The sequence below is a fragment of the Spartobacteria bacterium UBA695 genome, assembly GCA_002298145.1.
In the GTDB taxonomy this organism is placed as follows: Bacteria; Verrucomicrobiota; Verrucomicrobiia; order Chthoniobacterales; family Chthoniobacteraceae; genus UBA695.
This window is the reverse complement of the sequence record DBMP01000027.1, coordinates 52,972-75,364: the sequence shown is the minus strand read 5'-3', so window position 1 is coordinate 75,364 and position 22,393 is coordinate 52,972. Positions and strand designations below refer to the sequence as shown.

Sequence of the window (22,393 nt, the reverse complement as noted above, 5' to 3'; positions counted from 1 at the left end):
AAATGTGGGGCTAAAGTGGCCCTGTAAACGGCTTGATGAAATAACGATAGCCGCCCGGCTGCTTGGAAACGCTCAGGCGGATAGGGCATTGGTTTCTGAGATCGGCAGAAAATGGGGAGTCCTTCGCAAAAGTCCCGCGAGACCATCCCCGAACATAGCCATCTTCGCCAAACACGATATGGAGCATCTGCCCGCCGTTTTGCACCTCAATCAAGGCGGAATAAAACGCGCCCCCGGTCTCCCAGTAAACCAGAACGGGCTTCCCCTCGGCGCGGTCAATCTCCCCGGGCTCCGTGGGCAGCGCTTCGAACCCGGTTTCGCGGAAATCCTCCGCTGAAAGCGTCAAATTCCGGCGCAGCTTCACGCCCGCGTCGATGATGGCCCGGCTTAAGGCGTCCGATTTCTCCCGGGTGATTAAGAGCGCCTTGGCGCGTTTCAGAGAATGCCATGCCGCCTCCGGTTCCTGGAACTTGCTCGCCTCAAGCCAAACCTCGGGAACAAAACACTGGCCCGGCCGGATTTTCGCGAAAAACACCCGGCGCGCTTCTTCCGAGGAAAGCCCGGCAAAGCGATACACGCTCTCGGGCGGCAGACCGGCGGCAAATAGCCTCTCCGCTGCCGCCGCGCGCTCGGACGCGTCGTAATCCTCCCGGTAATGGGCGGCAAACTTGGACGGAGGCGCAGCCAGTAGGTCGGGGAGAACCTCTTCGTCCCAGATGGGGTAGAATTCCACGGTTTCCCGGTTCCGGGTCAGCCGCAGATAGCTCTCCGAACTCGCCTCGGCGCTCCATCCCGCCGCTTCGTACCTGGCGCGCAAATCCTCAAGGAGCCCCGCACCAGGCGGGGCGTTCAGTCGCCAGTAGGTTTCGTTGTGGCAAAACAAGCCCTGCCCGGAGAGAACCCGGCAGGCCGAGGCGGTCTCCGGCAGCAACAGCAGCGGCGCGGGGTGAAAAGGCCCTTCCAAGGAAGACGGCAGGAGCGGCAGCACGCTATGTCGCTTTTGCTCCTCCTCAATTTGCTTGCGCAAGCTTTCCGCCAGAGCAGCACCAAGGTGATCGCCCAGGGTCGGCTCCTCAAACGTGCTTTTATGATCTAGCCACCCCGTCCTGAAGGTCTGAGCCAATGGAAGCGAATCCGGCCCCCAATACGAATGCCGCGAATTCCACGGACCCTGCCCCGTCGATACCCATATCGTGGACCAGTCGGTATGATCACTCCGCGTCCGGGCAAGCAGCTTCACGCGGATCACCAGGTCCGGCAATCGCCGCCCCTCGGGCAACCACGGATTTTCCAGGCCCGGGGAACACGTGTTGACCTCAATGGATGGCTTGAGCCGGGCTTGGAGCGTCTTGAGCACTTCGGCGATCAGCGGATCGGCGTTTTCGTTGACCAGCAAGGCCGAGCGGCAGGAAAGGAATGTGTAGTCCCCTCAAAAATCATTCCCCCTCCCTCGAATTTATCCGAGGTTGAACTGGCAAACGGTGCCGCAACGACAGGAACCGGGAGGCGCAATCCCGCGTTTTTTCCGTTCCAATAAGCCCAGCCCGCCCCGGCCACTAGAGTGCCGATCATCACGGCAAAAATCCATTTCCGAAGCGTCATACCCCGGTTCTATGCCCGAAGGGACACGGGAAGCCAGCGCGAAAACGCAGGGCTACGGGTTGAGCCGCAGCGTGATGTCGCCGTTGAGGGCCGAGGAGGTGTGAACTTTGACACCCTCCGGGGCCAGGACCTCACACGCGGTCCGGTCGGTGCGCTCGATCGGCTTGGCTTGCAGCACGCGCTCGACTTCGCCACGCCGCACGGTGACGGCGACTTTCTCTCCGGCGGTAAGGAAAAACGAGGCGTCAAGCACGTCTTCCGGCGAGGTGACGACGGTATCGCCAATCCGGACTACCCGGTCGCCTGGCTCCAAACCGGCCTTCTGTGCTGGGGAATCCTCCTCCACGCGGTCGACTTCCACCGCCAAGCCCGTGCTGCCAGATGCGACGACCTGCACGCGCACGCCGAGCCAGCCCGGACGCACCGCGCCGTAGCGGTCGTAGTCGTGCCGGATCTTCTCCACGGCCACCGTGGGCAGCGCGAAGCAGGCGGAGCCGTTATCAATGCTGCTGACGATGACGCCCACCACTTCGCCCTGCATATTGAGCAGCGGCGCGCCGCCCTGCCCCCGCTGGACGGAGACGGTGGCGCGGATGTGGCTGGTGGCAAAGCACCGGCCCAGGTATTTGAGGTCCATCCCGGAGATGAGCCCGAAGCTGGGCGTCACGGGCATGTCCATCGGATAGGCTACCGTTACGACGGGCGTGGCTACCCGCAAGCTTCCCGAGGCGAGGGGCAAAAACGGGGTGCCGCACGGGACGTCATCGGCCTTTAAAATCGCGATCCCGGCCCGGGCATCGGCTACGAGGCAACGCGCGGGGACTTTATGGTTGCCGGGCAAAATGACCGAGAGGTTGCTGCTCTCGCCGCCGACGGAATAGGCGGTGAGCAGGGTGCCGTTCGGGTCGATGAAAAACCCGGTGCCGCAAAGCGAGCCGGTCTTGTCGCTACCCTCCACCTTGACGATGGCTCCGCGCGTTTGTTCAAAGACTCCCCGGACTTCGTTGGAAAGCGACTCGGCTACGGGCCCGGCCCAAACGCGTCCGCCGCTTGCATAGGCCCATACGCCGCAGCAGACCACGGCGGATTTCAGGGCCGTGGAACTAAAAAGTGAACGGAGGCTCATAGCTGGCCGGGCGCGCGTCCAGGATGTAACGCGGAGGCTGATCCCCGGGAACCGGGGTGACGTAGGAGGACTCAAGCAGAGCGTCCGGAATGCGGATCTGCGGGGTAAGGGCGGCGTTCATCGGAACGGGCGCGGAAGCGACGCGGAGGGATTCCTCCGGCATGGTCACATTCACCGGCACGTTCACATGGGCCGCGAGCGTGGCCGCCGAGGACCCGACACCGGTGCCCGGGTGGGCCAGCATGTTAAAGCTCAAGGCCGCGGCCACGGCGAGGACGGCCGCGCTGGCCATGCCGTAAGAAAGATTGGACAGGGTCAGGTACTCCTCGCGCAGCACGTCGAGCCGGTCGAGGAAGATCCGCCATACCGGCCTTTTCAACAGCTCCGCTCGTTGGCGCTCCTGGAATTCACGCAGAAAGGCGTCGTAGTACCCGGCGGGCGGTTGTTCAAATCGCTTCAGCCTCAGTAGCTTGGAGATAGTCTGGTCATCAACGGGCATAAAACGAATCGGGGGTGGGTTGGCGGTTGGGCAAATTATTGTCGGAATTCTTCGAGGTAGTTTTGGAGCTGCCGGTGCGCGTAGAAGAGCCGGGAACGCACGGTCCCCTCCGAGACCCCTAATATTTTGGCGATCTCGGCGTGTGGCAAGCCCTGGATGTCAAACAGGGTAACCACCGCTCTATGATCTAGAGACAACTTCATCATGGCCTCGTTCAATCTGATTTGGAGTTCGCCCAAATCGGCCTCTCTGACGGGGTTGGTAGTGGCGGTCAGCTCGATGAAGTCTTTGTCGTTCTCCACCCCGGCGTCCATGTCATCCAGGCTCATGGTCATGCGCCTGCCCCGTTTTTTGAGGAAGTTGATGGTCATGTTGACCGCGATGGAGTGGACCCAGGTGTAAAAGGCCGAATTTCCCTTAAAACCGCCAATGGAGCGGTAGGCCTTGGCGAAGACATCCTGGAGGAGGTCGTTGGTGTCCTCGTGGTTGGAGGTCATGTTGTAGACCAGCCCGTAGAGGCGCGGGGAATACTTGACGACAAGCGCGTCGAAGGCCGCCGGATCGCCCGCTTGAGTGCGGGCAACCAGCCGGGCGTCTTCGTTGGTCGGCGCAGTCTCTTCGGTCATCACCGGATTGCCTATCAATTTTCGGGCCAATCCGGCAATCCCATTCCCACAGTTCCCATTAATCGTTGCGGCGATTTGCAATGGATAAGAGGTAAAGGAGGTTTCCTAGGGAGGCAATAAATGCCGCCACATACGTGAGGGCCGCGGCGCTGAGCACCCGCTCAACACCCTGGGTTTCCTCGCCCGGAGCCACCACGCCCATCTGCCCGAGGATGATCTTGGCCCGCCGGGAGGCGTCAAACTCCACCGGCAGGGTGATCAACTGGAAGACGGTCAGGACGAGGTAGCAGAGGATGCCGAGCTTGATGAGCCCGAACATCCCGAAGAAAAATCCGCCAATAAGGACAAAGGGGAGGAGCTGCGAGGCGAACTGGGTAATCGGCACAACGGCCATGCGGGCTTTCAGAGGAGCATAGCCCCGGGCGTCCTGGATGGCGTGGCCGGTTTCGTGTGCGGCGATGCCGACGGCGGCCACGGTGGCGGTGTTGTAGACGTCGGGCGAGAGGCAGAGGCGCTTGTTGGTGGGGTCGTAGTGGTCCCCCAGCATGGTTTCGATCTCCTCGACCTCCACATCGTGGATCCCGGCGGCGTCGAGGATCTCGCGAGCGACGTCGGCCCCGGTCCGGCCCGTGGAGACCGGCACCTGGCTATAGTGTTCGAACGCACGCTTGACCTTGAATTGGGCCCAGATTCCCAGGATCGCGGGAATAATGATCAGGACGATGTAGTTCGTAAGCATAAGGTTACTATCTCTTAGGGTCGCAGAATAAGACAGCGCGAAGGGATGGGTGTTCAAAAAAACAGCTACCGGGTTCCCGCTTCGCTCAATGAGCCCAAAACTTCTCGTTTTGCGCTCCCGAAGTCACGAATGCGTTGCGCTGCAAGGAAGGGCAACATCCTGGGGAAAAAACGTTCTATTAGCAAATATCCCCAATGGATGACCGCGTAGACCCCAACAGCAGCAATAAAAACCGGGATATGGCCCCAAAAATTCCAGTTCCCTACCGGGCAATAAGGGCGAATCCCGATAAAGGAACAAATCAAAACCAAAAATGGCCAATGAACGGCATAGATAAGGAAAGAGGAAATCCCTATCGGGGCGATTCGACTGGCAACAGAGGGAAGATACTTCTCGATCAGGACTCCAGCGCTCATGATGGACATCGCTCCAAGGATCAAGCCAAAGACTCCAAAACAAGCCCCGTGAAATATGTGGAATAATTCGCTCACCGGCATTTGATCCCGGCCTTTGAGAATGAATCCGGCAGCTAAAGTAAAAGTGAGTCCAATGATGTATATCCCGTTTTTGTCCAAGAATTTCCGAAAGCCGTCTAAATCATAGCGGTTCAGCCCAAGCCCAAGGATATAAATCCCCCAGGTAGACGGGAGCAGCCGGTTATCGGGACCAAAGGAGTAGTCAAAAGCCATTATAGCTACGGCCAATGCTATAAGTTTCGAGTGAAACCGAAGAAGCAAAGGGGTAACCAGCGAAAGCAAAATCAGATCCCGCATAAACCATAGAGGCTTGTTGATGCAGGTAAGCACAACCAGGGAATGAGGAAAGCTCCAGATTTCCTTTCCCAAAAAGAGGGCATTCGCCATCGCCACCACCTCCCATATGACAAAGGGAACCAGAAGAAAAACAGCCCGACTCCAATTGAACCATTGCCCTTTTACTACCCCTTTGCGCATCGACAGCAATCCCGCAACAAAGAAAAAGAACGGGACGCTCCCCCGGAGAAAGGCAAATTTTCCGAAGTGAATTCCGTAAGGGTATGGCATATGCTCCCATACCACGAGAAACGTCGCCAAAACTCTCGACACTTCCAGCCAAACAACCCGTTTCTGATTGGTCAGATGTGGATCTATCCCGCTGCATAAATTCCCCTGCATCATTCCGCTTTTATCTCAATAATCGGCAAAAGGTGCAACAAACACCCCACACAAAGTAAACATCTTTTGTCCGGAGGTTGCGTTTCCCGCTGGATGATGGATAGTTGCGGCTTCTATGGATTGGCTTCTGGATAGCGGGGTGATCCTCGCCTATTTTGTGATCGTCATTGGGATCGGCCTCTACAAGGGGCGCGGCAGCAAGACGATGGAGGGCTTCGCCGTCGGCAACCGCAGTATCCCATGGTGGGCGGTGCTGGCTTCGATTATCGCGGCGGAGATGAGCGCCGCGACGTTCCTGGGCGCGCCTGACGAGGGCTACCGGACCCGGAATTTCACCTACGCCCAGCTGGCCATCGGCACGGTGCTCGCCCGGGTGATCGTGGCGTTCGTTTTCATCAAGCCGTACTACGACTATAAGGTCGTTTCGATTTACGAATTTCTGAATATCCGCTTCGGGCCGCGAACGAAGAACGGGGCCAGCGCGCTTTTCCTCGTGACGCGGGCGCTGGCCAGCGGGACGCGCCTTTACGTGGCGGCTGTGGTGCTGGTGCTGGGTTATGAGATGTTCTCCGGCGTGGCGCTTTCGCCGATGCAGCAGGTCTTTATTTACGTCGGCTCGCTGATTTTCCTGACGGCGGCGACGGCGGTCTACACGGCGCTGGGGGGCATTAAGGCGGTGGTCTGGACGGACGTGATCCAGGCGTGCGTGATGGTGGCCTCGCTTTCGTTTGCGGTCTGGGCGCTGCTCCGGATGATCCCGGGTGGCTGGGCCGGGGCGCAGGCGGCCCTCAGCGGCCCGAAGGATCTGGTCTTCCTCGACACCGGCACCAGCGCGAATCTCCCTTTCCTGACCAATGTGCGCAATGTGCTCGGGAGCGAGTATACGATCTGGGCAGCGCTTTTCGGCTCGACCTTTATCACCATGGCCACCCACGGGACGGACCAGGACATGGTGCAGCGGATGCTCACGGCCAAGGATCACTTCAAGAGCCGCATGGCCCTCATCCTCTCCGGCCTGGCTGATCTGCCGCTGGTGTTCTGCTTTTTGACGATCGGGGTGCTCCTCTGGGCGCACTACCGCAACCCGGATCTCTCCCATCCGTTCGCCTACTTCATCCTGCACGAAACGCCCCCGGGGATGCGCGGGCTGATGATCGCGGGGGTGTTCGCCACGGCGATGGGCTCCCTTTCGACGGCCCTCAACGCGCTGGCCACGAGCTTTACGGAGGACTGGTACCTCCCCTACATCCACCCCGAGGCCACGCCCGCTCACATCGTGCGAGCCGCGCGCCGGAGCACGGTGGTTTTCTCGTTTTTCCTGGTGATCATCGGGGCGACGACGGCCTACGCGGCCATTGTGCTGAAAAGCTCGATTATCCCGATCGTGCTGGGGATTTTTGGCTACACCTACGGCTCGCTCCTCGGAGTGTTCCTGGTGGGGATGCTGACCCGGACACGCGGTAGCGAGCGGGGCAACCTGATCGCCATGGCCTGCGGCATCGTGGCTGTCTGCTTCCTAAGCGGGCTGCATAACGACGTCTGGAATCTCCTGCACCCGGACAACCCCGCTTTCCTCGCCTGGCAACAGGCGCACCCGGGGGTCCCCTTCCAGCATTGGAAGCTGGATTGGCTGCCAACGATCGAGTTCCCGTGGCGGATTACCGCCGGTACGCTCGTCGCGACAACCGTGGCGCTCTGTTTCCGTACGCCGCCGGAGCGGGTCAAGGAGGTCCTCGACCGGCTCGCGACGCAGAAGGGCTAACCTGCTACCCCCGAATCAGGGGTTGATGAAAATATAGCCGCTGACGGGATCGACCACGCGAGCGCCCGGACGGATGCCGCGCACGTCCACCGTGGCGTGGGGCCGGTAGGGGCTGATGACGTAGCCGTAGTAGCGCGAGGGCGTGGCCACGCGGTACTCCGGGCCACCGTAGGCCACGGGGCCGCCTTCGTAGTTGGCGCGCCGGTCGTCGGCGACCATCTTGCCGATCACCGCCCCGGCCACCGCGCCCGCGCCCGCGCCAATGGCGGTGCTGCGTAGCGAGTTGCCCGAAATGGCACCGATAATGGCCCCAGCCGCGCCGCCGGAGACCGCCCCTTGTGCCGGGGTTTCGCATCCGGAAAAGCTCATGGAGACCACGGCCAGACCGCTCATCACTGCAATGGGAAGGAAAATTCTCATAGGATTGGTGTTCGTATAGACGCCGGGAGCGCCCGATCTATTCAATCGAAGGCCAATATTATTTTCAATGGCCAAACCATGCCGCTCTAATAATACCCGTAGTTAGCCCGCTGCTCTTTATTGAGCTGCCCGACGGCGGCGCCCGTGAGGCCCCCCGCACCCGCGCCAATGGCGGCGCTGCGAATATTGCCGCCCGCGATGCCGCCGATGATGGCTCCGGTGGCTGCGCCGGTCGCCGCGCCCTGGGTCGGCGTCTCGCAGCCGGTCAACCCTGCCAAAGCCAGACCGAGTACCGCGGTGGTGAGTAAGGGAAACGTTTTCATGTCACAAGGGGCATCGGAGCCTTGCTCCCCCTTGCGCGCGCGGCAAAAGCTACCGGCTTTCCACCGGTTACGCCGCCCAGAGAAAGACCCGCAGGGCAATGGCCAGCTTGCCGAGCTTGCCGACGCGGTAGGTTTTCTCAAAAACCCGGAAGCCATCCTGACGCATCCCTGTGAGGATTTTGTAATAAATAAGGCGCATCATCTCGGCGGGCATGATGGCGCGGCGGTCGCGGAAGGGCCGCTCGGCGAGGGCCTGGGCGTAGAGCGCCTCGGCCCGCTCGGCTTCGAAGGCCATGAGCGAGCCAAAACGATGGCCACCCTGGCGCTCGCGCAGATCCTCCTCGGTAACGCCAAAACGGGCCATGTCCTCGGCGGGAAGGTAGATCCGGCCGCCGTTGGCGAGGTCCTTGGCGACGTCGCGCAGGATGTTGGTGAGCTGCAAGGCGTAGCCGAGCGAGACGGCGTAGCGGTGGGCCCCCTGGTCGCGGCAGCCGAAAAGCTCGATGCAGACGAGCCCCACGGCGCTCGCCACGCGGTAGCAGTAGCCGAGCAGCTGGTCGAAGGTCTCGAAGTGCACGGGCGCGAGGTCAGAGGCGCAGCCTTCGATGATGAGGGCGACGACCTCGCGGTCGAGCTGATAGCGCTCCATGAGGTCGCGCATGGCCGGGGCCAGCTCGGGCTCGCCCGCAAAGCTCTCGGTGAGGGCCCGCTTCCACGCTTCCAGCCGGGCGGCGCGCTCGGCCACGGGAGCGTCGGCTTCGTCGGCGATGTCGTCGATGACGCGGCAGAAGGCGTAAAAGGTGACGATGTCGCGGCGGCGCTCGGGCGGTAGGGAAAGGAAGGCGAAGGCGAAGCTGCTCTTGCTCTTGCGGGTGATCGCCTCGGCGGTGACGTTCTGGTGGTTTGCGGCGGCTGCTGCGGCGTTCATGAAAGGAATCCTCCCGGTTGCCAGTCGCGCGCCACGCGGCCAGCGGCCATCTCGATGGCGCGGGTGGCGAAGTGGGCTACGTCGGAGTGGGCGGCGGTGGCGATGATGCAGCAGCCCAGGGTGCGCCGGGTGCTGGAAAGAAGTTCGAGAATGGCGATCAACTCGCTGTCCCGGAAAAGGGCGTCGATGTTCTCGACGAAAAGCGCCTGGGGCCGCGTGACAAGGGCCCGGGCGAGCGCCACGCGCTGCTGCGCCCAGAGCGGCAGGGCGTCAACGGTCTCCTCGGCGTACTGAGCGAGGCCGACGTGGTCGAGCGCCCGCGCGGTGGCTTCCCGTGCCAGCTCGGGGCTGGCCTGGGTGAGCTTGAAGAAGGGCATGGCGACGTTCTCGGCCACGTTGAAGGAGGGGATTAAGAGCGGCGTCTCGAAGACGAACCCGAAGTGGCGGCTGCGCGCTTCGATGCACCGGGCGTCGGTCCAGGCGCGGGTGGATTCGCCTGTCAGGAGGACTTCGCCCTGGTGGGGGCGCTCCATGAGGCCGAGGTAGCGCAGCAGGAGGTTGACCCCGGAGCCGCGGGGACCGTGGATGAGGTTGAGCGATGCGGGCTCAAACTCAGCCGTGACGCCACAAAGCCGCTCGCCCGCGGACTCGTGAGAGCCGGTAAGATTGAGTGCGGAGAGGGTAGGCATCGGGTTGCAGAGGGGAAAAGGCGAATTCGGAGTCCTGATTCGCGCCGCTAGACGCGTTTGGTTGCATCCATTTGTGTGACGTAATTCGGCTTTAAAAATTCAGGGCCGCCGAGCATCGCCGCGCCAACGAAGATTTCGGCGTATTTGACGGCCATTTCCGTGACGGTCTGGACCTCCTCGGCGGTGGCTCCGAGGGCGATCATGCCGTGGTTCTGGATGAGGATCAAGCGGGGGGTTTCTTTGTAGCGGTCGCGCCAGAGGGCGATTTTGCGCCGGATTTCCCGCGCCAGGAGGACGCCCGGGGGCATAAAGGGGACGAGTACGCTCGACTGGCCGCAGGCGACGATCTCGTGCGGGAGGTTGCGCCGGTCGGAAAACTGCCGGGCCCGGGGCGAACAGACGATCTGGTTGACGGGGATGGGCTGGGTGTGCAGGGCGAAGCGCACGCCGTCAAAGGCGAAGAGGTCGGCGAAGGTGAAGACGTCGGCGCTCGGGAGCGGCGCGGCGGGGTCGAGCTGAATCTCGGCCAGCACTTCGGGGGCGGGCTCGGGCTCGCCTTCGATGAGCGCGCGGGTCTTGCCTAAGTCGCATTCGACGACCCGATCCGCCGTCAGCCGGGCCAGTTTGGAAAGGGCGGCACTCACCGCAAAAGTCGTTCCGGAGGGGAGCAGCGCGGCCGCGGCTCCCTCGCCGTCCAGCGCCAGGCGAGCCGGATGGCTACCCGCCCACTGGGCTAGTTTTAATAATGCTTCACGTTCACTCATTGGATTTACTTGATCAGGCCCCAGTGCGGGCTGAAGGGCCAGTAGACGAACAGCGCGCAGCCCATCAGGTTATCCTGGGGAACGGTGCCCCAGTAGCGGGAGTCGGAGCTGTTATAGGAGTTGTCGCCCAGGGCCATGTAGCGGTTGTCGGGCACTTTGTAGGGGGCGTCAGGGGCGGTCAGAAATAGGGGCCCGTTGGCATAGCCCCGGTAGCCGCCGACGGCGTAGGGGGAGCCGCTCATGACGCGCCGGAAACCGTATTCCTTGGCTTCCGAGCCGTTGACAAAGAGGCGCGGCGGGTCGATCCGCAGTTCGTCGCCCGGCAGGCCCGCCAGGCGCTTGATGTAGTACTGCGAGGGGCCGCCGGGGTTGCGGCGGTTCTCGTCGGTCATGATCCCGTTGGTGCTAAAGACGAAGACTTCCCCCCGGCTCGGGGAGCGGAAGTTGTAGGCCATTTTGTTGACGAAAACGTGGTCGCCGGTGTCGGCATAGCCCCGCAGCGGGTGGCCCGCCTGGAGCCGGGCACCGGGCTGGAGCCGAAACGCGCCCACCAAGCCGCTGGCCGGGGCGGGGATGAGGAAGCTCTCGCGGGCGCCGACGACGCGGGTGTAGTGGAAGAACCAGAAGCGGGTGACCTCCTCCATGCCTTCGACGACGTCATCGACCTTGGGCACGATATCGAAGTAGCTCCGTCCGTACCAGGCCCACTCCAGCCCGCGCACGGCGAGGTTCGGCACGGGGGCGGTCATTTCAAAGACGCGGATGCCGTTCAAGGTCGGCTGCATGGAGCCGGTGGGGATGGTGAAGGGCTGGAGGTAAAAGGAGCGGATGCCCAGCGCGATGATGATGGCCACCAGGAAGACTTCGGTGTTCTCCGCCCAGTCGGCGTGGGCCGGGGTGGGGAAACGTTTCCCGAAGAAGGTATTGACCTGTTCGGAGGCCTCTTCCACGGCCTTGCGGTCCCGTTTACGGAGGGCTTCCTCCAGTTCCGCGATGGCCGCCTCGGCTGTTTCCAGGTCGTGCGGGGAGAGGAGGTCGCGCTTGTAGGCGTACATCTTACGCGCGCCGTGGAGCAGCTCGCGGCCTTCTTTCAGGTATCGAGGAGTGAAGAACATACTTAGTGAGTTTGTGCGCGCTGGTTGATGAGGCTCAGACGCCGTGCATCGTCGTCGCGATACATCAAAGCGCGGACGAGAGTTTCGGGCCGGGCGAAGCGGGAATCAAGCTTTGTAGCACGCTGAAGGTTTTCCGCCGCTTTCCGGTGCTCGCCCAGGGCTTCGAAGGCGAGGGCCAGCCCGGCGCAAACCTGGGCCGAACCGCCATGAGCGACGACCTCGCCCTTCTGGTAATACGCGAGCGCCTCGCCGTAGCGGCCCGAGTCGAGCGCCATGTCGCCCTGGCCCAGCCAGCCGTTGACGGAATAGGGGTTGACCCGGGCAACTTCTGCCCAAAGCGCCGCTCCATTGCGCCAAAAGGGCTCCTCGCGCAGCGTCGCGGCGGCCAGCAGCGCGGCGACGAGGCCCGCGCCGGTCCACGCGGCGGGCCGCCAGCGACCGGGCCGCGCCAGGGCGAGGGCCAGCAGGAGGGCCAGGCCGGTCATCGGCAGGTAAAGGTAGCGGTCGGCCATGGGGCGGTAGATGGGCAGCAGGTTGGAGACCGGGGCGATGGCCGCCAGGACGATGACGACTCCCAAGGCGGCCCGGCGGTTCAAAAACGCCCAGACGCCCCCGGCCACGGCCAGGGTAAAGACCAGACTGAGCGCCCAAACGGCGTCGATGTTCCGCAAATTGTACGGCCCGTAATCGGCACAAAGGTCCGTGGGCCATACGACCCGGCAAAGTTCGGCGGTCCAGATGCGGGATTGAGTCAGCAGCCATTCCATCGGATCGGCGGCCAGGCGGGGAGCGGGCTGGGCGAAAATGATCGAATGCTTCGGCTCCAGGCCAAACCGGAGCGCGTAAAAGGCCCCCACGGCCACGGAGGTCGCGCCAATAAGCGCCAGCCAGGGGCCCTTGGGCGCGCCCGGCTCGCGGCGCAGCAGGGCCCAGTAGGCCGCGAGCGCGACCGGCCCGGCGATGCCGTTTTCCTTCGAGGCCGCGGCGCAAACGAGGCAGGCGAACGTCAGCACGCCCGGCCCCCAGACCCGCCCGGGGCGACCCGGCTCGAAGGCCGTCGCGGCATTGAGCCCCGCCAGCAGGAAGAAAGCCACCAGCAGATCCTCCCGGTAGCCGATCTCCACCACCGTCTCGACATGCAGCGGGTGGAGCGCGAAAATTAGCGCCGCCAGGGCCGAGGCCCCCGTGCTGCCGGTGATAATGCGCAACCAGCGAAAGAGCAACCCGGCCACCGCCGCGTGCAAGAAGAGGTGCGTCAAGCGGAACCCGGCGGGATTTTTCCCCCAGAGCTGGGCATCGGCGATGAGGCTCACCAAGTTCAGGGGCCGGTTAAAGTCGAGGACGTCCTGGCCCAGCACCCGGAGGGAAAGGCAGTCGAGCAAATGCGCGGGCTGGTGGATATAGTCGTCCAGGCCCACCTGGACCAGCGAATCGTAGGCAAAATCGTACCCCAGGGTGGGCAGGTAGAGAGCGAAGGCCGCCAGGGCCGTCAGCAACAGAAGCCAGCGATGAACCCGGGGGTGCCCGCTCATTCCGAGGGCTCCCTCCCGAAGCGCTCGGCGAACAGCCCGGCCACGCAGTCGGCCACCGAGCGCACGTCCACAGCCTTGCCGCTCTCGCGCTCCAGGTTGGTCATCTCCACGCCCGCGATGCCGCACGGGGTGATCTCGTTAAAAGGCGTGAGGTCCCCGCAGACGTTGAGGGCGAAGCCGTGCATGGAGACCCAGTGGCGCACGCCGACGCCGATGGAGGCGATCTTGCGCGGGCCGACCCAGACGCCAGTGAGCCCCTCGCGCCGCCCGGCTTGCACGCCGTAGAGGGCCAGCAATTCGATCAACACACCCTCCAGGTCCCGCAGGTAACGGTGGAGATCCTGCCCCCGGGGGGTAAGGTCGAGGATCGGGTAGCCCACGAGCTGCCCCGGGCCGTGGAAGGTCGCCTGGCCGCCCCGGTTGATCTGCACGACGGGGTAAGGCAGGTGAGCCGCGTCGCGCAGGCTGGATTGATCCGGCGTCCGCCCAATGGTGTAAACCGGCTCATGCTCCAGGAGCAGCAGGACGTCCTGCTCCGTGCCGTGGATTCTCCCGGCCACGAGCGCCTCCTGGAGCTTCAGAGCTTCCTCGTAGTTGATCCGTCCAAGCCAGCGGGTTTCGAGTTTCATGCGTGAAAGGCGAATTTAGCAGGAACCCCACGCGACGGGAAGAGGGGGATTTTTTTTAATCCGCCAGAAGATTTTAGATCCTTTTGAGCACCTTGACGCCCAGTTGCGCCGAGTCATAGCTCTGGAGATGGGTCAACCCGATGGCCAGGGCGTCGGCGGCATCAGGAGAAGGCGTCTCAGTGAGGCCCAGCATGGCGCGCACCATGAAGGCCACCTGGGCTTTGTCCGCTCCCCCGCGACCGACCACGGCTTGCTTGGCGTCCTTCGGGGAATACTCGAAGATCGGCACGCCCCGCTGGGCCAGCGCGAGGATCGCCGAGCCCCGGGCCGCCCCGAGGGTAATAGCCGTCCGGTGGCTCTGGACAAAGATCACCGCTTCGACCGCCGCGCATTCGGGCTGGTACTGGGTGATCAGGCCGGAGATCCGGTCGTGAATAGCCACCAGACAGGAGGAAGCGGGGATCTTGGGCGGGTTGGGGATGGTCCCGTACTCCAGCGCCCGGACCTTGCGCGCCTCCAGCCGTTCCAGGACGGCAAAACCGGTGCAACGCAGAGAGGGGTCAATGGCTAGGAGACGCATGGGAGTTCCTCCTATTTGAGCGCAAGGCGGGCGATTGTCGAGCCGCCAAAACACTTTACCGGATTGCTACTGAATTTCCACCTTCGGCCGGAACGGCTTCCCCTCGTAGGTGGGGTTGACGGTGAACTCCGCCTCGCGTTTTTCCCATACGACGCCAAATTTACAGGAGATTTTTGCGGGCAACGGCCCCATCTCTGGCCCAAAAACAAGCCCCACGTTCCGGCTGTTGCTCTTCTCGCGTACCACAAATTCTTCCACGGGTTCCCACAGCACTTTTCCCTCGGCATCGGCGACGGACAGCAGCTTCAGCGACCAATACCCCTGATCGGGTAGGGTAAAATGCATCGTAACGGAGGACTTTACCATAGGCCGCTTCCACCCTCGCACTTGGGGTTCACCTTTGGCAATCTGAACGAATTTCAGCTCCTGACCAGCGACCTCCCATTTCTGGTTAAACGAGATCGCCTGGCCCTCTGCGGGAATGGGGATGTCCCGGATTTCGATGATCTCCCCGGGGCGAAAATCAGCATCCCGGATCAGGGATACCTTGATCTTCCACGGTGCCAGGCATTTCCAGAGAGTTCCTTTAATATCATTGGTGCCTATGGCGCTTCCAAATCCGTAATAGGAGTCCCCAAGCACGGAGGAACATTCGATCCCTATAAGCCGCCACTGGTAGGTGCCCACTCCTTTTTCAAATACTCGCAAAGACAGCTTGCTGTACCCGGTGCTCTGCACCGCCTCCGGAGGCCCAGAGTTCACCCCCATGAGCTCTACCGTCAGCGGCCCGATTATCCGGGTGGCTGGAAGGGGCTCGGCTTTCCAGGGTTGGACCCGGAGGCGCAGCGGGTTGGGAAAGGAGAAATCCGCCAGCGCATACGGGATCGGTTTTTTAAACCCTTTCTGGATCCCATAGATGCGGCAGTAGAGGGTTTCCGCAGTTACGGGCGCATTTTGAAACTCAAACGAGAACGCGGTTTCCATTTGCCCGTTATCGCGGGGACGAGAGAAGGAGGAAAGGGACTGCGACTTCTCTGCTCCGTCGGGAGTTTCCCGAATGCAACCAAAGACGCTGATTTCCAACGGATTGCACCCGATAAACCGTCCGGATATGACGAGAGTGCCGGGGTTGTTGGCATCGTACTTGATTTTATCCAAAGCAACCTTTCCATTCCAGAAAGGTTGTTCCAGGCCGAGCTTGTAAAGTTGTTTCCCCGAGAGCTGCCCCGCCGTTTTGGGGTGTTCCCGGGCTTTCCACCACGGGAGCCGGTCATGGATAGCCACGACAAGAGCTGCCATAAGGGCGGCTCCGGTCAAGGCTGGCAAAATCCTTCGGGGGGGGAGGCGCATCGGCCCGCATCATGCCCGCCAAGAAGGTTTTATCAAGGAATTTGCACTTTGCAAAAACAGCTCCCCGTAAGGAGGCCGCTTGTCGAGCCGCGCGTCATTTTCCCCGGAGCAAAACCCGCACGGCGGGCCCGATCGACTTTGCCTCCGGGGCATACTGCTGGAGCAGGTAGCCGCCAAAGCCCAATACCAGGGCCGCCACTACCGCCGGGGCCAAGGTTTGGCGAACCATCCCGCCCAGCCAGTGTTCCCGGGCAGCCCTGCGCATCCGCCGGTAGAGCCCCAAGACCAGAAACGTATCCACGAACCCTTCGGCAATCAGCGCTTCGGCATTGATCAAGCCCAGGACCAGGACCGCGACCCCGGCGAGGGCAACCAGCCCGCCCAGGGCGGCCAGGCACCCTTCGGGTTCGAAGGAAAGGCTAGGGATGTCTAGAAATTCCAGCCAGGTGGGCCAATCTGACGATCCCGAGGCTTTATACGGTCGGACAGAGAGCTTCTCATCGAGAAAATCCGGTCCGAGTTGCGCCTGCCGCTGTGCCTCAAAGCGCTCCTGCTCCCATTCCACCCACATCCGGACCAGACCCAGGAAGACCACATACCCGGCCAAAACCGCCAGGGGATAGCGGATCCACATCGCGCCGACGCCAGCGGCAAGCAACGTGTAGGAAACCGAAAAGCCAACCGCCCCGGTAAAGCCCAACACGCCCCAGATCATCAGGCGGGTCCGGGCGCGTTTCTGGAAATAGCGCTTGATCGCGGCCTTGACCCCGAACGTCCTCCATTCTGGCAGCGCATCCTTCATGCCTTGGGAAAAAACTCAGCCCGCCCCTTAAAACAGATCCCCGGCGCGCTTGGGCACCTCCACGCCCAGCTTGCGGTAGGCGGGCGGCAGAGCCACGCGGCCTTGCGGGGTCCGTTTCAGGTAGCCCTGCATGATGAGGTAGGGTTCGTTGACCTCCTCCAGCGTCCCCGACTCCTCCCCGATGGCCACGGCCAGCGAGTTGAGCCCCACGGGGCCGCCTTGGAACTTGTGGATGAGCGCCTCCAGGATGCGCTTGTCCATTTCATCGAAACCGTCGGCGTCAATGTCGAGCATCGAGAGGGCCCGGTCGGCCACGTCGCGATCGATCTTGGAGTTGGCCTTCACCTGGGCGTAGTCGCGCACCCAGCGCAGCAGGTTGTTGGAGATTCGCGGCGTTCCCCGGGAACGGGCGGCGATTTCGAGCGCCCCGGCCTCGTCCACGTCGACGTTCAGGATCCGGGCGCTGCGCAGGATGATTTTCTGCAATTCCTCGGCCACGTAGTAGTCCAGGCGGCAGCTCATCCCGAAGCGGCTCCGCAGCGGCGCGGAGATCATGCCCGAGCGGGTGGTCGCGCCGATCAGGGTAAATTTGGGCAGGTTGAGCCGGACGCTCCGGGCGTTGGGGCCCTGGTCGATGATGATATCCAGCTTGAAGTCCTCCATGGCCGGGTAGAGGTATTCCTCGATGGTCGGCTGGAGGCGGTGGATTTCGTCGATAAAGAGGACGTCGCCCCGCTCCAGAGTGGTCAGGAGCCCGGCGAGATCGCCCGCTTTTTCGATGGTCGGCCCGCTGGTGTTCTTGATGTTGACGCCCATGGCGCCCGAGAGGATGTAGGCCAGGGTCGTTTTGCCGAGGCCGGGAGGGCCGCTTAGGAGGACGTGGTCGAGTACGTCGCCGCGTCCCTTGGCCGCCTGGACCATCAATTCGAGCCGTTCGCAGACCTTCTCCTGTCCGGCGAATTCGCTGAACATGGGGGGCCGCAACGAAATATCGAAGGGCGTATCGGGGGTTTCAAGGGTGGTAGTAACGAAATTTTCAGCCACGGGGGGATTGAAAAGCGGCCCGAGCCGGTTTGCAAGCCAGAGTGGAAGAAGATTTCACCACAGAGGAAACGGAGGGGAAGATAGAGGGAATGGAAACAGGGTAATCTCGCTAAAGGGGGGCCGTTTTTGCAATTTTTGCGCCGTTTTGCGGCTATCCCTCTTCTTGCTCTTCCTTATCCTCGGCTTCGCGGGATTCCAGCATCTGGTCGTGGGCGGCCTCTTCGATCCCCTCGGTCACCAGTTCCTCGCCCAGGTTGTCGCTCCCGTCCATGTCCCGTTCATGGATCGAGCGGCCCAGTGTCGGCGCCACACTGTAGGTCTCCGTGATCGCTCCGAGCATTTCGTTTTCCTCCTCGCGCGGATTCGGGTCATGGTGGCCGCCGTGGAGCTCCAGGAAGGCCCGTTTCCAATCCGCCTCGTTGGGGGCGTGCCTGCCCTCGATGCGCGCCAGCTCGAGGGCCCGCTGCCGAACCGTGTAGGCGGATGGCGTGCCCATCCCCTCGTCATGGCTGAGGATCTTTCCTGATACCGGCCGCGAGATTTTCATGATTACGAATACTCCCGGAACCGCCCTTATTCAACTGGGAAAAAAGGCGGTCCGGGAGATATCGCAAGGCGCTTAACGGCTGGCCCAGCGGCGCAAATCAGCCGTCCGGTTCAGCCACCCTTTCAAGTACTTGCGCAGGGCGGGCCGCGCGTCCGCCAACCGCCGGTAAAACGCCTCCTGAGCATCGAGGAACCCGCCCGCCGTGTGGGGGATCGGCGCCGCCTCCAGGAGCGCCTGGGCCCGTGCCGCGCCACAGTTGACGCAGGCGTTAAAAAACACCTCCCCCACCGGCTCCGCCAGCCACTCGCAGCCGTAGCGAACCCAGTACGAGCACCAGTAAATCTCCATGGCCCCCTCGCGCGTCAGGGAGCGGATATCGATGTTCGGGTGGCTGCGCTTGTCGATGCCGAACTTCGTCTCGCCGCCCGGGTCATCCGGGTCATTATCATAGCCGCCTTCCCATTTGAAAATGAACGGCATGAAGGCCGAAAAGCGTTGGGAATAAGGGCCACTCATACGCTGGGGTCATCAAATTGTTTCGGCGCAAAGGTCCGTTCAACCCGATCCTCCACGCTTTGGGCCACGCCGCTGCCCACCTGCTGGCGCATCTGCACAAAGCCCGTCACGCCCACATACGCCGCCGAAACCGCCGTAATCCCGTAAAGGACCGTCTGCGTCAGCGCCGTAAAGGCCGCCACCTTCACCTCCGGGATAGCGTAGAGGTGGCGCAGCGCCAGTTCATACGCCGCCCACATCATTCCGTTGGCCGCCAGCGTCATCCAGAGCTTCCTGCTGGCCCAGGGGTGCGTTCGCTTGCTCATAGCCAGTACCTCAGGTAAGCGAACGCAGCCGCCCCGGCCGCCGCCGCCGCCACCCCCGGCCACGCATAGCAGTAGGGCAAAGGCAGCGCCTTGAACCCCACCGCCCGCGCGACCACCCAAGCCAGCAGCGCCGCGCAAGCGGCCACCGCCAGCGCCAGGCGCGAGAGCCGGTGCGAAAGCTGCGTATTAGTCTTCTGGACCGCCTCCGCCCGCTCCACCGCCGCGTCCCGATCCCGGGTCAGCGAAACGTTGTAAGCCTCCAGCGAGTCGATCTTCGTTTGCGTCTCCTCCAGCGCCACCTGCGTGCGCTGCTGCTCCTGGCGCGCATTGGCCAGCTTGAGCGTCACCTGCTCCAGCTGCGCCTCCGCCTCGATGCGCCCTTCATCGATCCGCTCAAGCGACGCCTGGAGCGCGGGATCCTTCGGCTTCGGAGCCGCCGCGCAGGCCGCCTTGATTTTTTCCAATCCCCGCCGCGCCGCGCCCGCCGACACCGCCGCCGCCTCGACATACTGAGTCGCCGACGCGACATGCGAAGCCGTCAGCTGCGTGCTGAAATCCGCGCCCGTCCTTGGCGCGCTGGCACACCCCGAAAGCAGCGCCAGCATCACCGCCGCGACGGCCACCGCCATCAGCTTGAGATGCCGCACGCAAAAGCCCACCCCCCCCACCACCAGCGCCCCGAGCGCGCTGAAGAACACCGCCAGCGCCGTCAAGCGGCCCGTTTGATAAGCCTGCCAGATCTCCAGCGCCCGCAGCCGCCGATCGAGGCTCTTTTCAATCCCATCCAGCCGGTCGTAGATCCGTTGGATTTGTTCGTCTGTAACGCCCATGTCATTAAAAAAAGTAAAGGACGGGCGGCCCTCCGGAACCCGGCGGCCACCCGTCCCCGCCCACGCGCTTACGCCAAGGCGGCGAGCGCGGCAGCGAGCTTCGTGTCATCGCTCGCGGCCAGAGCCGCACCGAGCAGAATAATTTTCGCCGTCGAAGTCGTTCCGAGCGCAGCCTTTAGTTCGTCGGCCGTCACCGCGGGAATCCCCGAAGCCGTTACGGCAACAGTCCCGTTGGTCACCTTGTTATTGGCGCTGGAAACGAAGGCCGTCACCTGGTTGAGTTGAGAAATAATGCCGGTCGCGTAAGCGCCAGCCTGGTTGGTTGATGTATTGGTAATAGACATAAAACCGATCCGTGGTTAAAAAATTTAAATATGATTTAGGATGACTTGATCAGCCCGTATTTCCGCGCGACAACAAGCCACGCATTAATAGCCGTGATCGCCGAGGCGAGGTCCGTGGCATTCGTGATTGCCGAGGGCTGGGTCTGCACAGGCGTCTTGCCGAAAACTCCGAAGCTGCCGTTGAGGTAAAGCCCGTCCCATGCGATGGCCCCGATCTCGTTGTCAACACCAAGGAATACCAACCGGTTGCTCGCCAGATGGATGCCCGGGTGCGTGTCGTCGATCACGCTCATCGAGAGGTAGGTACCCCACGAAATATAGGGCGTGGTGAGTTTGACCGCAGGCGCGTTGATGAGCAGATCGCCCAACAAATCGGAGGAGATCACGACAGGGGCGGCCCCATCATTGCTCATGCTAATCGAGGCACAGGTCACTCCGAGGAAGTCCTGGTACTCGGTTCCCGACATCCGCATCCGTTCGATCCCGTCCGGCCCGTTGAAGATCACAGCCCCGTTGCCGTTGCTTTTGATCTTGTCCGCGTCGAAAGAAAGCGGCCCGTTGCGGAGCGTCCCGAAGGCCGCATGGCCCCCGAGATTTGCCGTGTCGATTACTTCATAATACTCCGTAGTTCCGGTATCGCCCGCCGTCACCACCACGCGATCGCCCACCTTGACGTCGCTTTTACCTAGAGCAAAAAGCGCCGCCGAATCGGCCACCGTCACCGTCTGGGCGAGCGCCGAGGCATCCGCCTTGGCGGCGAGACTTGCCGCATCCGCCTTGGTTGCAAGGATCGTCGCAAGATTTGCCACCGCCGTCGCATCCGCCTTGGTCGCGAGAGTCGTCGCAAGACTCGCCACCGCCGTCGCATCCGCTTTGGTCGCGAGAGTCGTCGCAAGACTCGCCACCGCCGCCGCACCGGCCAACGTCGCGGGCGTCACGGCCTTGGCCGTGTCGCTCCCGGCGTCCACCTCCGCCTGGGTCGCCAGGGCCACCACACCCGTCGCCGCAGAGGTCGCCGCCTGCTTGATGGCCGCGAACGCCGCGGGGGCATCCGCGACATCGGCGAGGTTTTTCTCCCGCTGCATCCAGTCGCGCATCGGCAGGGCCCAGTTTCCAGCCGTGATCAGCGCGGTTAGCTCATGCGTCGCTGTGTCGTCGGGAACTTGAATAATCAGCGTGTCCGTATTGCCCGTGATGCCTCCAAAGCGCACGGCGTAGCTTCCCGCGAGAAGCTCTGTTTCGCCGTTGCCCTGCGCGTCCAGCCACACCGAACGCCGTCCCGACACCGCCAGCGCCGCTCCATTTTGGAACGGCGTATCGCCGGGATAGAAGATCACTTCGCATTTCACTGACACGCCCAGAATGTCTTTTAGACAAATATGAACGGTACTCATGCCGGGCACCGTTGCGGCGCGCCGGGCAAAATGGCAAGCGGGCGCCGGGCCCGCGATGAAAAATCACTCCCGATGAGCCGCGAGGTGCAGCAGACGGTTGATCGTCGCCGCCGAATAGGCCGCGCCGAATCCGTTGTCGATATTGACCACCGTGACCCCGCTCCCGCAGCTGTTAAGCATCCCCAGCAGCGCCGCCAGCCCGCCGAAGCTCGCCCCGTAGCCCACGCTCGTCGGCACGGCCACCACCGGCTTGCTCACCAGCCCCGCAATCGCGCTCGGCAGCGCCCCCTCCATCCCGGCCACCACCACCACCGCGTTACACGCCTCAATGGCATCGCGCACCGCCAGCAGCCGGTGAATCCCCGCCACACCTACGTCAAAAAACCGCTCCACGCGATTCCCGAGCACATCCAGTGTTACCGCAGCCTCCTCCGCCACGGGTAGATCCGACGTCCCCGCGCAGACCACCGCCACGGCTCCGTCATACTTGGGCAGCGGCTCGCGCTCCACCGTAACGCAGCGGGCGCGCTCGTGCCACACGGCCTCGGGGATCGCCTCGCACACCGCGTGCGCCTGGGCCGGGTCCACGCGCGTCGCCAGCACCACACCGTGCCGGTCCACAATGGTCCGCGCAATGCGGGCCAGGTCTTCAGGCGTCTTTCCGGGGCCGAAAATCACCTCCGGGAAACCACAGCGGTCCCTGCGGCCCACATCCACGCGGGCCACGCCGATATCCAAAAACTCCGAAGCGGATTGATTCATGGTTAGTCCCC

General features: G+C 62.8%; 26 protein-coding genes. 1 reads left to right on the top strand and 25 read right to left on the bottom strand.

Annotated features, from left to right (window positions below):
- Positions 1 to 10 precede the first annotated feature (10 nt).
- From B2828_RS15875 to B2828_RS15850, 6 genes are all read right to left on the bottom strand, one after another.
- Entirely contained in the window at positions 11 to 1,396 is a 1,386-nt protein-coding gene (locus B2828_RS15875; RefSeq protein ID WP_479634750.1) for a hypothetical protein, read from the bottom strand.
- A gap of 258 nt (positions 1,397 to 1,654) precedes the next feature.
- Complete coding sequence (locus B2828_RS15870; protein ID WP_479634749.1) at positions 1,655 to 2,728, bottom strand: S1C family serine protease; 1,074 nt, start codon at positions 2,726 to 2,728, stop codon at positions 1,655 to 1,657.
- Positions 2,706 to 3,227: a hypothetical protein gene (locus tag B2828_RS15865; RefSeq protein ID WP_479634748.1), complete on the bottom strand. Its 522-nt coding sequence runs from the start codon at positions 3,225 to 3,227 to the stop codon at positions 2,706 to 2,708. Before B2828_RS15865 ends, B2828_RS15870 begins: the two co-directional genes overlap by 23 nt.
- A gap of 35 nt (positions 3,228 to 3,262) precedes the next feature.
- The gene (locus B2828_RS15860) at positions 3,263 to 3,853 is read right to left on the bottom strand and encodes a sigma-70 family RNA polymerase sigma factor (RefSeq protein WP_479634747.1); all 591 of its coding nucleotides are present in this window, start codon (positions 3,851 to 3,853) and stop codon (positions 3,263 to 3,265) included.
- A gap of 58 nt (positions 3,854 to 3,911) precedes the next feature.
- On the bottom strand, positions 3,912 to 4,592 hold the full coding sequence (locus B2828_RS15855) for a zinc metallopeptidase (protein WP_479634746.1): 681 nt from the start codon (positions 4,590 to 4,592) through the stop codon (positions 3,912 to 3,914).
- 65 nt (positions 4,593 to 4,657) lie between these two features.
- Positions 4,658 to 5,749: an acyltransferase family protein gene (locus B2828_RS15850; protein ID WP_479634745.1), complete on the bottom strand. Its 1,092-nt coding sequence runs from the start codon at positions 5,747 to 5,749 to the stop codon at positions 4,658 to 4,660.
- A 112-nt stretch (positions 5,750 to 5,861) separates the two neighbouring features.
- Between B2828_RS15850 and B2828_RS15845 the strand changes: the two genes are divergently transcribed.
- Positions 5,862 to 7,508, top strand: a complete 1,647-nt coding sequence (locus tag B2828_RS15845) for a sodium:solute symporter (protein ID WP_479634744.1) — start codon at positions 5,862 to 5,864, stop codon at positions 7,506 to 7,508.
- 15 nt (positions 7,509 to 7,523) lie between these two features.
- Here the strand turns inward: B2828_RS15845 and B2828_RS15840 are convergent, their stop codons facing one another.
- From B2828_RS15840 to larB, 19 genes are all read right to left on the bottom strand, one after another.
- Complete coding sequence (locus B2828_RS15840; RefSeq protein WP_479634743.1) at positions 7,524 to 7,928, bottom strand: glycine zipper domain-containing protein; 405 nt, start codon at positions 7,926 to 7,928, stop codon at positions 7,524 to 7,526.
- Positions 7,929 to 8,014: 86 nt separating this feature from the next.
- Positions 8,015 to 8,251, bottom strand: coding sequence for a glycine zipper domain-containing protein (locus tag B2828_RS15835; protein ID WP_479634742.1), 237 nt, complete (start codon positions 8,249 to 8,251; stop codon positions 8,015 to 8,017).
- A gap of 67 nt (positions 8,252 to 8,318) precedes the next feature.
- On the bottom strand, positions 8,319 to 9,179 hold the full coding sequence (locus B2828_RS15830; protein ID WP_479634741.1) for a phytoene/squalene synthase family protein: 861 nt from the start codon (positions 9,177 to 9,179) through the stop codon (positions 8,319 to 8,321).
- On the bottom strand, positions 9,176 to 9,868 hold the full coding sequence (locus tag B2828_RS15825; protein WP_479634740.1) for an ATP-binding cassette domain-containing protein: 693 nt from the start codon (positions 9,866 to 9,868) through the stop codon (positions 9,176 to 9,178). Before B2828_RS15825 ends, B2828_RS15830 begins: the two co-directional genes overlap by 4 nt.
- Positions 9,869 to 9,915: 47 nt before the next feature.
- On the bottom strand, positions 9,916 to 10,632 hold the full coding sequence (locus B2828_RS15820; protein WP_479634739.1) for a class II aldolase/adducin family protein: 717 nt from the start codon (positions 10,630 to 10,632) through the stop codon (positions 9,916 to 9,918).
- A gap of 5 nt (positions 10,633 to 10,637) precedes the next feature.
- The gene (gene lepB / locus B2828_RS15815; RefSeq protein ID WP_479634738.1) at positions 10,638 to 11,747 is read right to left on the bottom strand and encodes a signal peptidase I; all 1,110 of its coding nucleotides are present in this window, start codon (positions 11,745 to 11,747) and stop codon (positions 10,638 to 10,640) included.
- A gap of 2 nt (positions 11,748 to 11,749) precedes the next feature.
- Positions 11,750 to 13,279, bottom strand: coding sequence for a tetratricopeptide repeat protein (locus tag B2828_RS15810; RefSeq protein ID WP_479634737.1), 1,530 nt, complete (start codon positions 13,277 to 13,279; stop codon positions 11,750 to 11,752).
- Positions 13,276 to 13,923 (bottom strand): lipoyl(octanoyl) transferase LipB, encoded by a 648-nt coding sequence (gene lipB, locus B2828_RS15805; RefSeq protein ID WP_479634757.1) that lies wholly within the window; start codon positions 13,921 to 13,923, stop codon positions 13,276 to 13,278. The genes B2828_RS15810 and lipB overlap by 4 nt, the downstream gene beginning before the upstream one ends.
- Before the next feature lie 58 nt (positions 13,924 to 13,981).
- Positions 13,982 to 14,488 carry a crossover junction endodeoxyribonuclease RuvC gene (gene ruvC / locus B2828_RS15800; RefSeq protein WP_479634736.1) on the bottom strand — a complete coding sequence of 169 codons (507 nt, stop codon included), beginning with the start codon at positions 14,486 to 14,488 and terminating at the stop codon, positions 13,982 to 13,984.
- 66 nt (positions 14,489 to 14,554) lie between these two features.
- Positions 14,555 to 15,787 carry a hypothetical protein gene (locus B2828_RS15795; protein WP_479634735.1) on the bottom strand — a complete coding sequence of 411 codons (1,233 nt, stop codon included), beginning with the start codon at positions 15,785 to 15,787 and terminating at the stop codon, positions 14,555 to 14,557.
- 145 nt (positions 15,788 to 15,932) lie between these two features.
- Positions 15,933 to 16,640 carry a hypothetical protein gene (locus B2828_RS15790; RefSeq protein ID WP_479634734.1) on the bottom strand — a complete coding sequence of 236 codons (708 nt, stop codon included), beginning with the start codon at positions 16,638 to 16,640 and terminating at the stop codon, positions 15,933 to 15,935.
- A 27-nt stretch (positions 16,641 to 16,667) separates the two neighbouring features.
- Positions 16,668 to 17,684, bottom strand: coding sequence for a Holliday junction branch migration DNA helicase RuvB (ruvB, locus tag B2828_RS15785; RefSeq protein ID WP_479634733.1), 1,017 nt, complete (start codon positions 17,682 to 17,684; stop codon positions 16,668 to 16,670).
- Between the two features lie 151 nt (positions 17,685 to 17,835).
- On the bottom strand, positions 17,836 to 18,231 hold the full coding sequence (locus B2828_RS15780; protein WP_479634732.1) for a hypothetical protein: 396 nt from the start codon (positions 18,229 to 18,231) through the stop codon (positions 17,836 to 17,838).
- Between the two features lie 72 nt (positions 18,232 to 18,303).
- The gene (locus B2828_RS15775; RefSeq protein WP_479634731.1) at positions 18,304 to 18,747 is read right to left on the bottom strand and encodes a glycoside hydrolase family 108 protein; all 444 of its coding nucleotides are present in this window, start codon (positions 18,745 to 18,747) and stop codon (positions 18,304 to 18,306) included.
- A complete protein-coding gene (locus B2828_RS15770) occupies positions 18,744 to 19,052 on the bottom strand; it encodes a hypothetical protein (protein ID WP_479634730.1) in 309 nt (102 codons plus the stop codon). The genes B2828_RS15775 and B2828_RS15770 overlap by 4 nt, the downstream gene beginning before the upstream one ends.
- Positions 19,049 to 19,882 (bottom strand): hypothetical protein, encoded by an 834-nt coding sequence (locus B2828_RS15765; protein ID WP_479634729.1) that lies wholly within the window; start codon positions 19,880 to 19,882, stop codon positions 19,049 to 19,051. The genes B2828_RS15770 and B2828_RS15765 overlap by 4 nt, the downstream gene beginning before the upstream one ends.
- Before the next feature lie 68 nt (positions 19,883 to 19,950).
- Positions 19,951 to 20,226: a hypothetical protein gene (locus B2828_RS15760; protein WP_479634728.1), complete on the bottom strand. Its 276-nt coding sequence runs from the start codon at positions 20,224 to 20,226 to the stop codon at positions 19,951 to 19,953.
- 35 nt (positions 20,227 to 20,261) lie between these two features.
- Positions 20,262 to 21,620: a hypothetical protein gene (locus B2828_RS15755; RefSeq protein ID WP_479634727.1), complete on the bottom strand. Its 1,359-nt coding sequence runs from the start codon at positions 21,618 to 21,620 to the stop codon at positions 20,262 to 20,264.
- Between the two features lie 63 nt (positions 21,621 to 21,683).
- Positions 21,684 to 22,382: a nickel pincer cofactor biosynthesis protein LarB gene (gene larB / locus B2828_RS15750; RefSeq protein ID WP_479634726.1), complete on the bottom strand. Its 699-nt coding sequence runs from the start codon at positions 22,380 to 22,382 to the stop codon at positions 21,684 to 21,686.
- Positions 22,383 to 22,393 lie beyond the last annotated feature (11 nt).

What these genes read in the sequence shown, in the direction of transcription:
- B2828_RS15870 (WP_479634749.1), bottom strand. Translation starts at nt 2,728, where the DNA reads ATGAGCCTCCGTTCACTTTTTAGTTCCACGGCCCTGAAATCCGCCGTG.
- B2828_RS15865 (WP_479634748.1), bottom strand. Translation starts at nt 3,227, where the DNA reads ATGCCCGTTGATGACCAGACTATCTCCAAGCTACTGAGGCTGAAGCGA.
- B2828_RS15860 (WP_479634747.1), bottom strand. Translation starts at nt 3,853, where the DNA reads ATGACCGAAGAGACTGCGCCGACCAACGAAGACGCCCGGCTGGTTGCC.
- B2828_RS15855 (WP_479634746.1), bottom strand. Translation starts at nt 4,592, where the DNA reads ATGCTTACGAACTACATCGTCCTGATCATTATTCCCGCGATCCTGGGA.
- B2828_RS15850 (WP_479634745.1), bottom strand. Translation starts at nt 5,749, where the DNA reads ATGATGCAGGGGAATTTATGCAGCGGGATAGATCCACATCTGACCAAT.
- B2828_RS15845 (WP_479634744.1), top strand. Translation starts at nt 5,862, where the DNA reads ATGGATTGGCTTCTGGATAGCGGGGTGATCCTCGCCTATTTTGTGATC.
- B2828_RS15840 (WP_479634743.1), bottom strand. Translation starts at nt 7,928, where the DNA reads ATGAGAATTTTCCTTCCCATTGCAGTGATGAGCGGTCTGGCCGTGGTC.
- B2828_RS15835 (WP_479634742.1), bottom strand. Translation starts at nt 8,251, where the DNA reads ATGAAAACGTTTCCCTTACTCACCACCGCGGTACTCGGTCTGGCTTTG.
- B2828_RS15830 (WP_479634741.1), bottom strand. Translation starts at nt 9,179, where the DNA reads ATGAACGCCGCAGCAGCCGCCGCAAACCACCAGAACGTCACCGCCGAG.
- B2828_RS15825 (WP_479634740.1), bottom strand. Translation starts at nt 9,868, where the DNA reads ATGCCTACCCTCTCCGCACTCAATCTTACCGGCTCTCACGAGTCCGCG.
- B2828_RS15820 (WP_479634739.1), bottom strand. Translation starts at nt 10,632, where the DNA reads ATGAGTGAACGTGAAGCATTATTAAAACTAGCCCAGTGGGCGGGTAGC.
- lepB (WP_479634738.1), bottom strand. Translation starts at nt 11,747, where the DNA reads ATGTTCTTCACTCCTCGATACCTGAAAGAAGGCCGCGAGCTGCTCCAC.
- B2828_RS15810 (WP_479634737.1), bottom strand. Translation starts at nt 13,279, where the DNA reads ATGAGCGGGCACCCCCGGGTTCATCGCTGGCTTCTGTTGCTGACGGCC.
- ruvC (WP_479634736.1), bottom strand. Translation starts at nt 14,488, where the DNA reads ATGCGTCTCCTAGCCATTGACCCCTCTCTGCGTTGCACCGGTTTTGCC.
- B2828_RS15795 (WP_479634735.1), bottom strand. Translation starts at nt 15,787, where the DNA reads ATGGCAGCTCTTGTCGTGGCTATCCATGACCGGCTCCCGTGGTGGAAA.
- B2828_RS15790 (WP_479634734.1), bottom strand. Translation starts at nt 16,640, where the DNA reads ATGAAGGATGCGCTGCCAGAATGGAGGACGTTCGGGGTCAAGGCCGCG.
- B2828_RS15780 (WP_479634732.1), bottom strand. Translation starts at nt 18,231, where the DNA reads ATGAAAATCTCGCGGCCGGTATCAGGAAAGATCCTCAGCCATGACGAG.
- B2828_RS15775 (WP_479634731.1), bottom strand. Translation starts at nt 18,747, where the DNA reads ATGAGTGGCCCTTATTCCCAACGCTTTTCGGCCTTCATGCCGTTCATT.
- B2828_RS15770 (WP_479634730.1), bottom strand. Translation starts at nt 19,052, where the DNA reads ATGAGCAAGCGAACGCACCCCTGGGCCAGCAGGAAGCTCTGGATGACG.
- B2828_RS15765 (WP_479634729.1), bottom strand. Translation starts at nt 19,882, where the DNA reads ATGGGCGTTACAGACGAACAAATCCAACGGATCTACGACCGGCTGGAT.
- B2828_RS15760 (WP_479634728.1), bottom strand. Translation starts at nt 20,226, where the DNA reads ATGTCTATTACCAATACATCAACCAACCAGGCTGGCGCTTACGCGACC.
- B2828_RS15755 (WP_479634727.1), bottom strand. Translation starts at nt 21,620, where the DNA reads ATGAGTACCGTTCATATTTGTCTAAAAGACATTCTGGGCGTGTCAGTG.
- larB (WP_479634726.1), bottom strand. Translation starts at nt 22,382, where the DNA reads ATGAATCAATCCGCTTCGGAGTTTTTGGATATCGGCGTGGCCCGCGTG.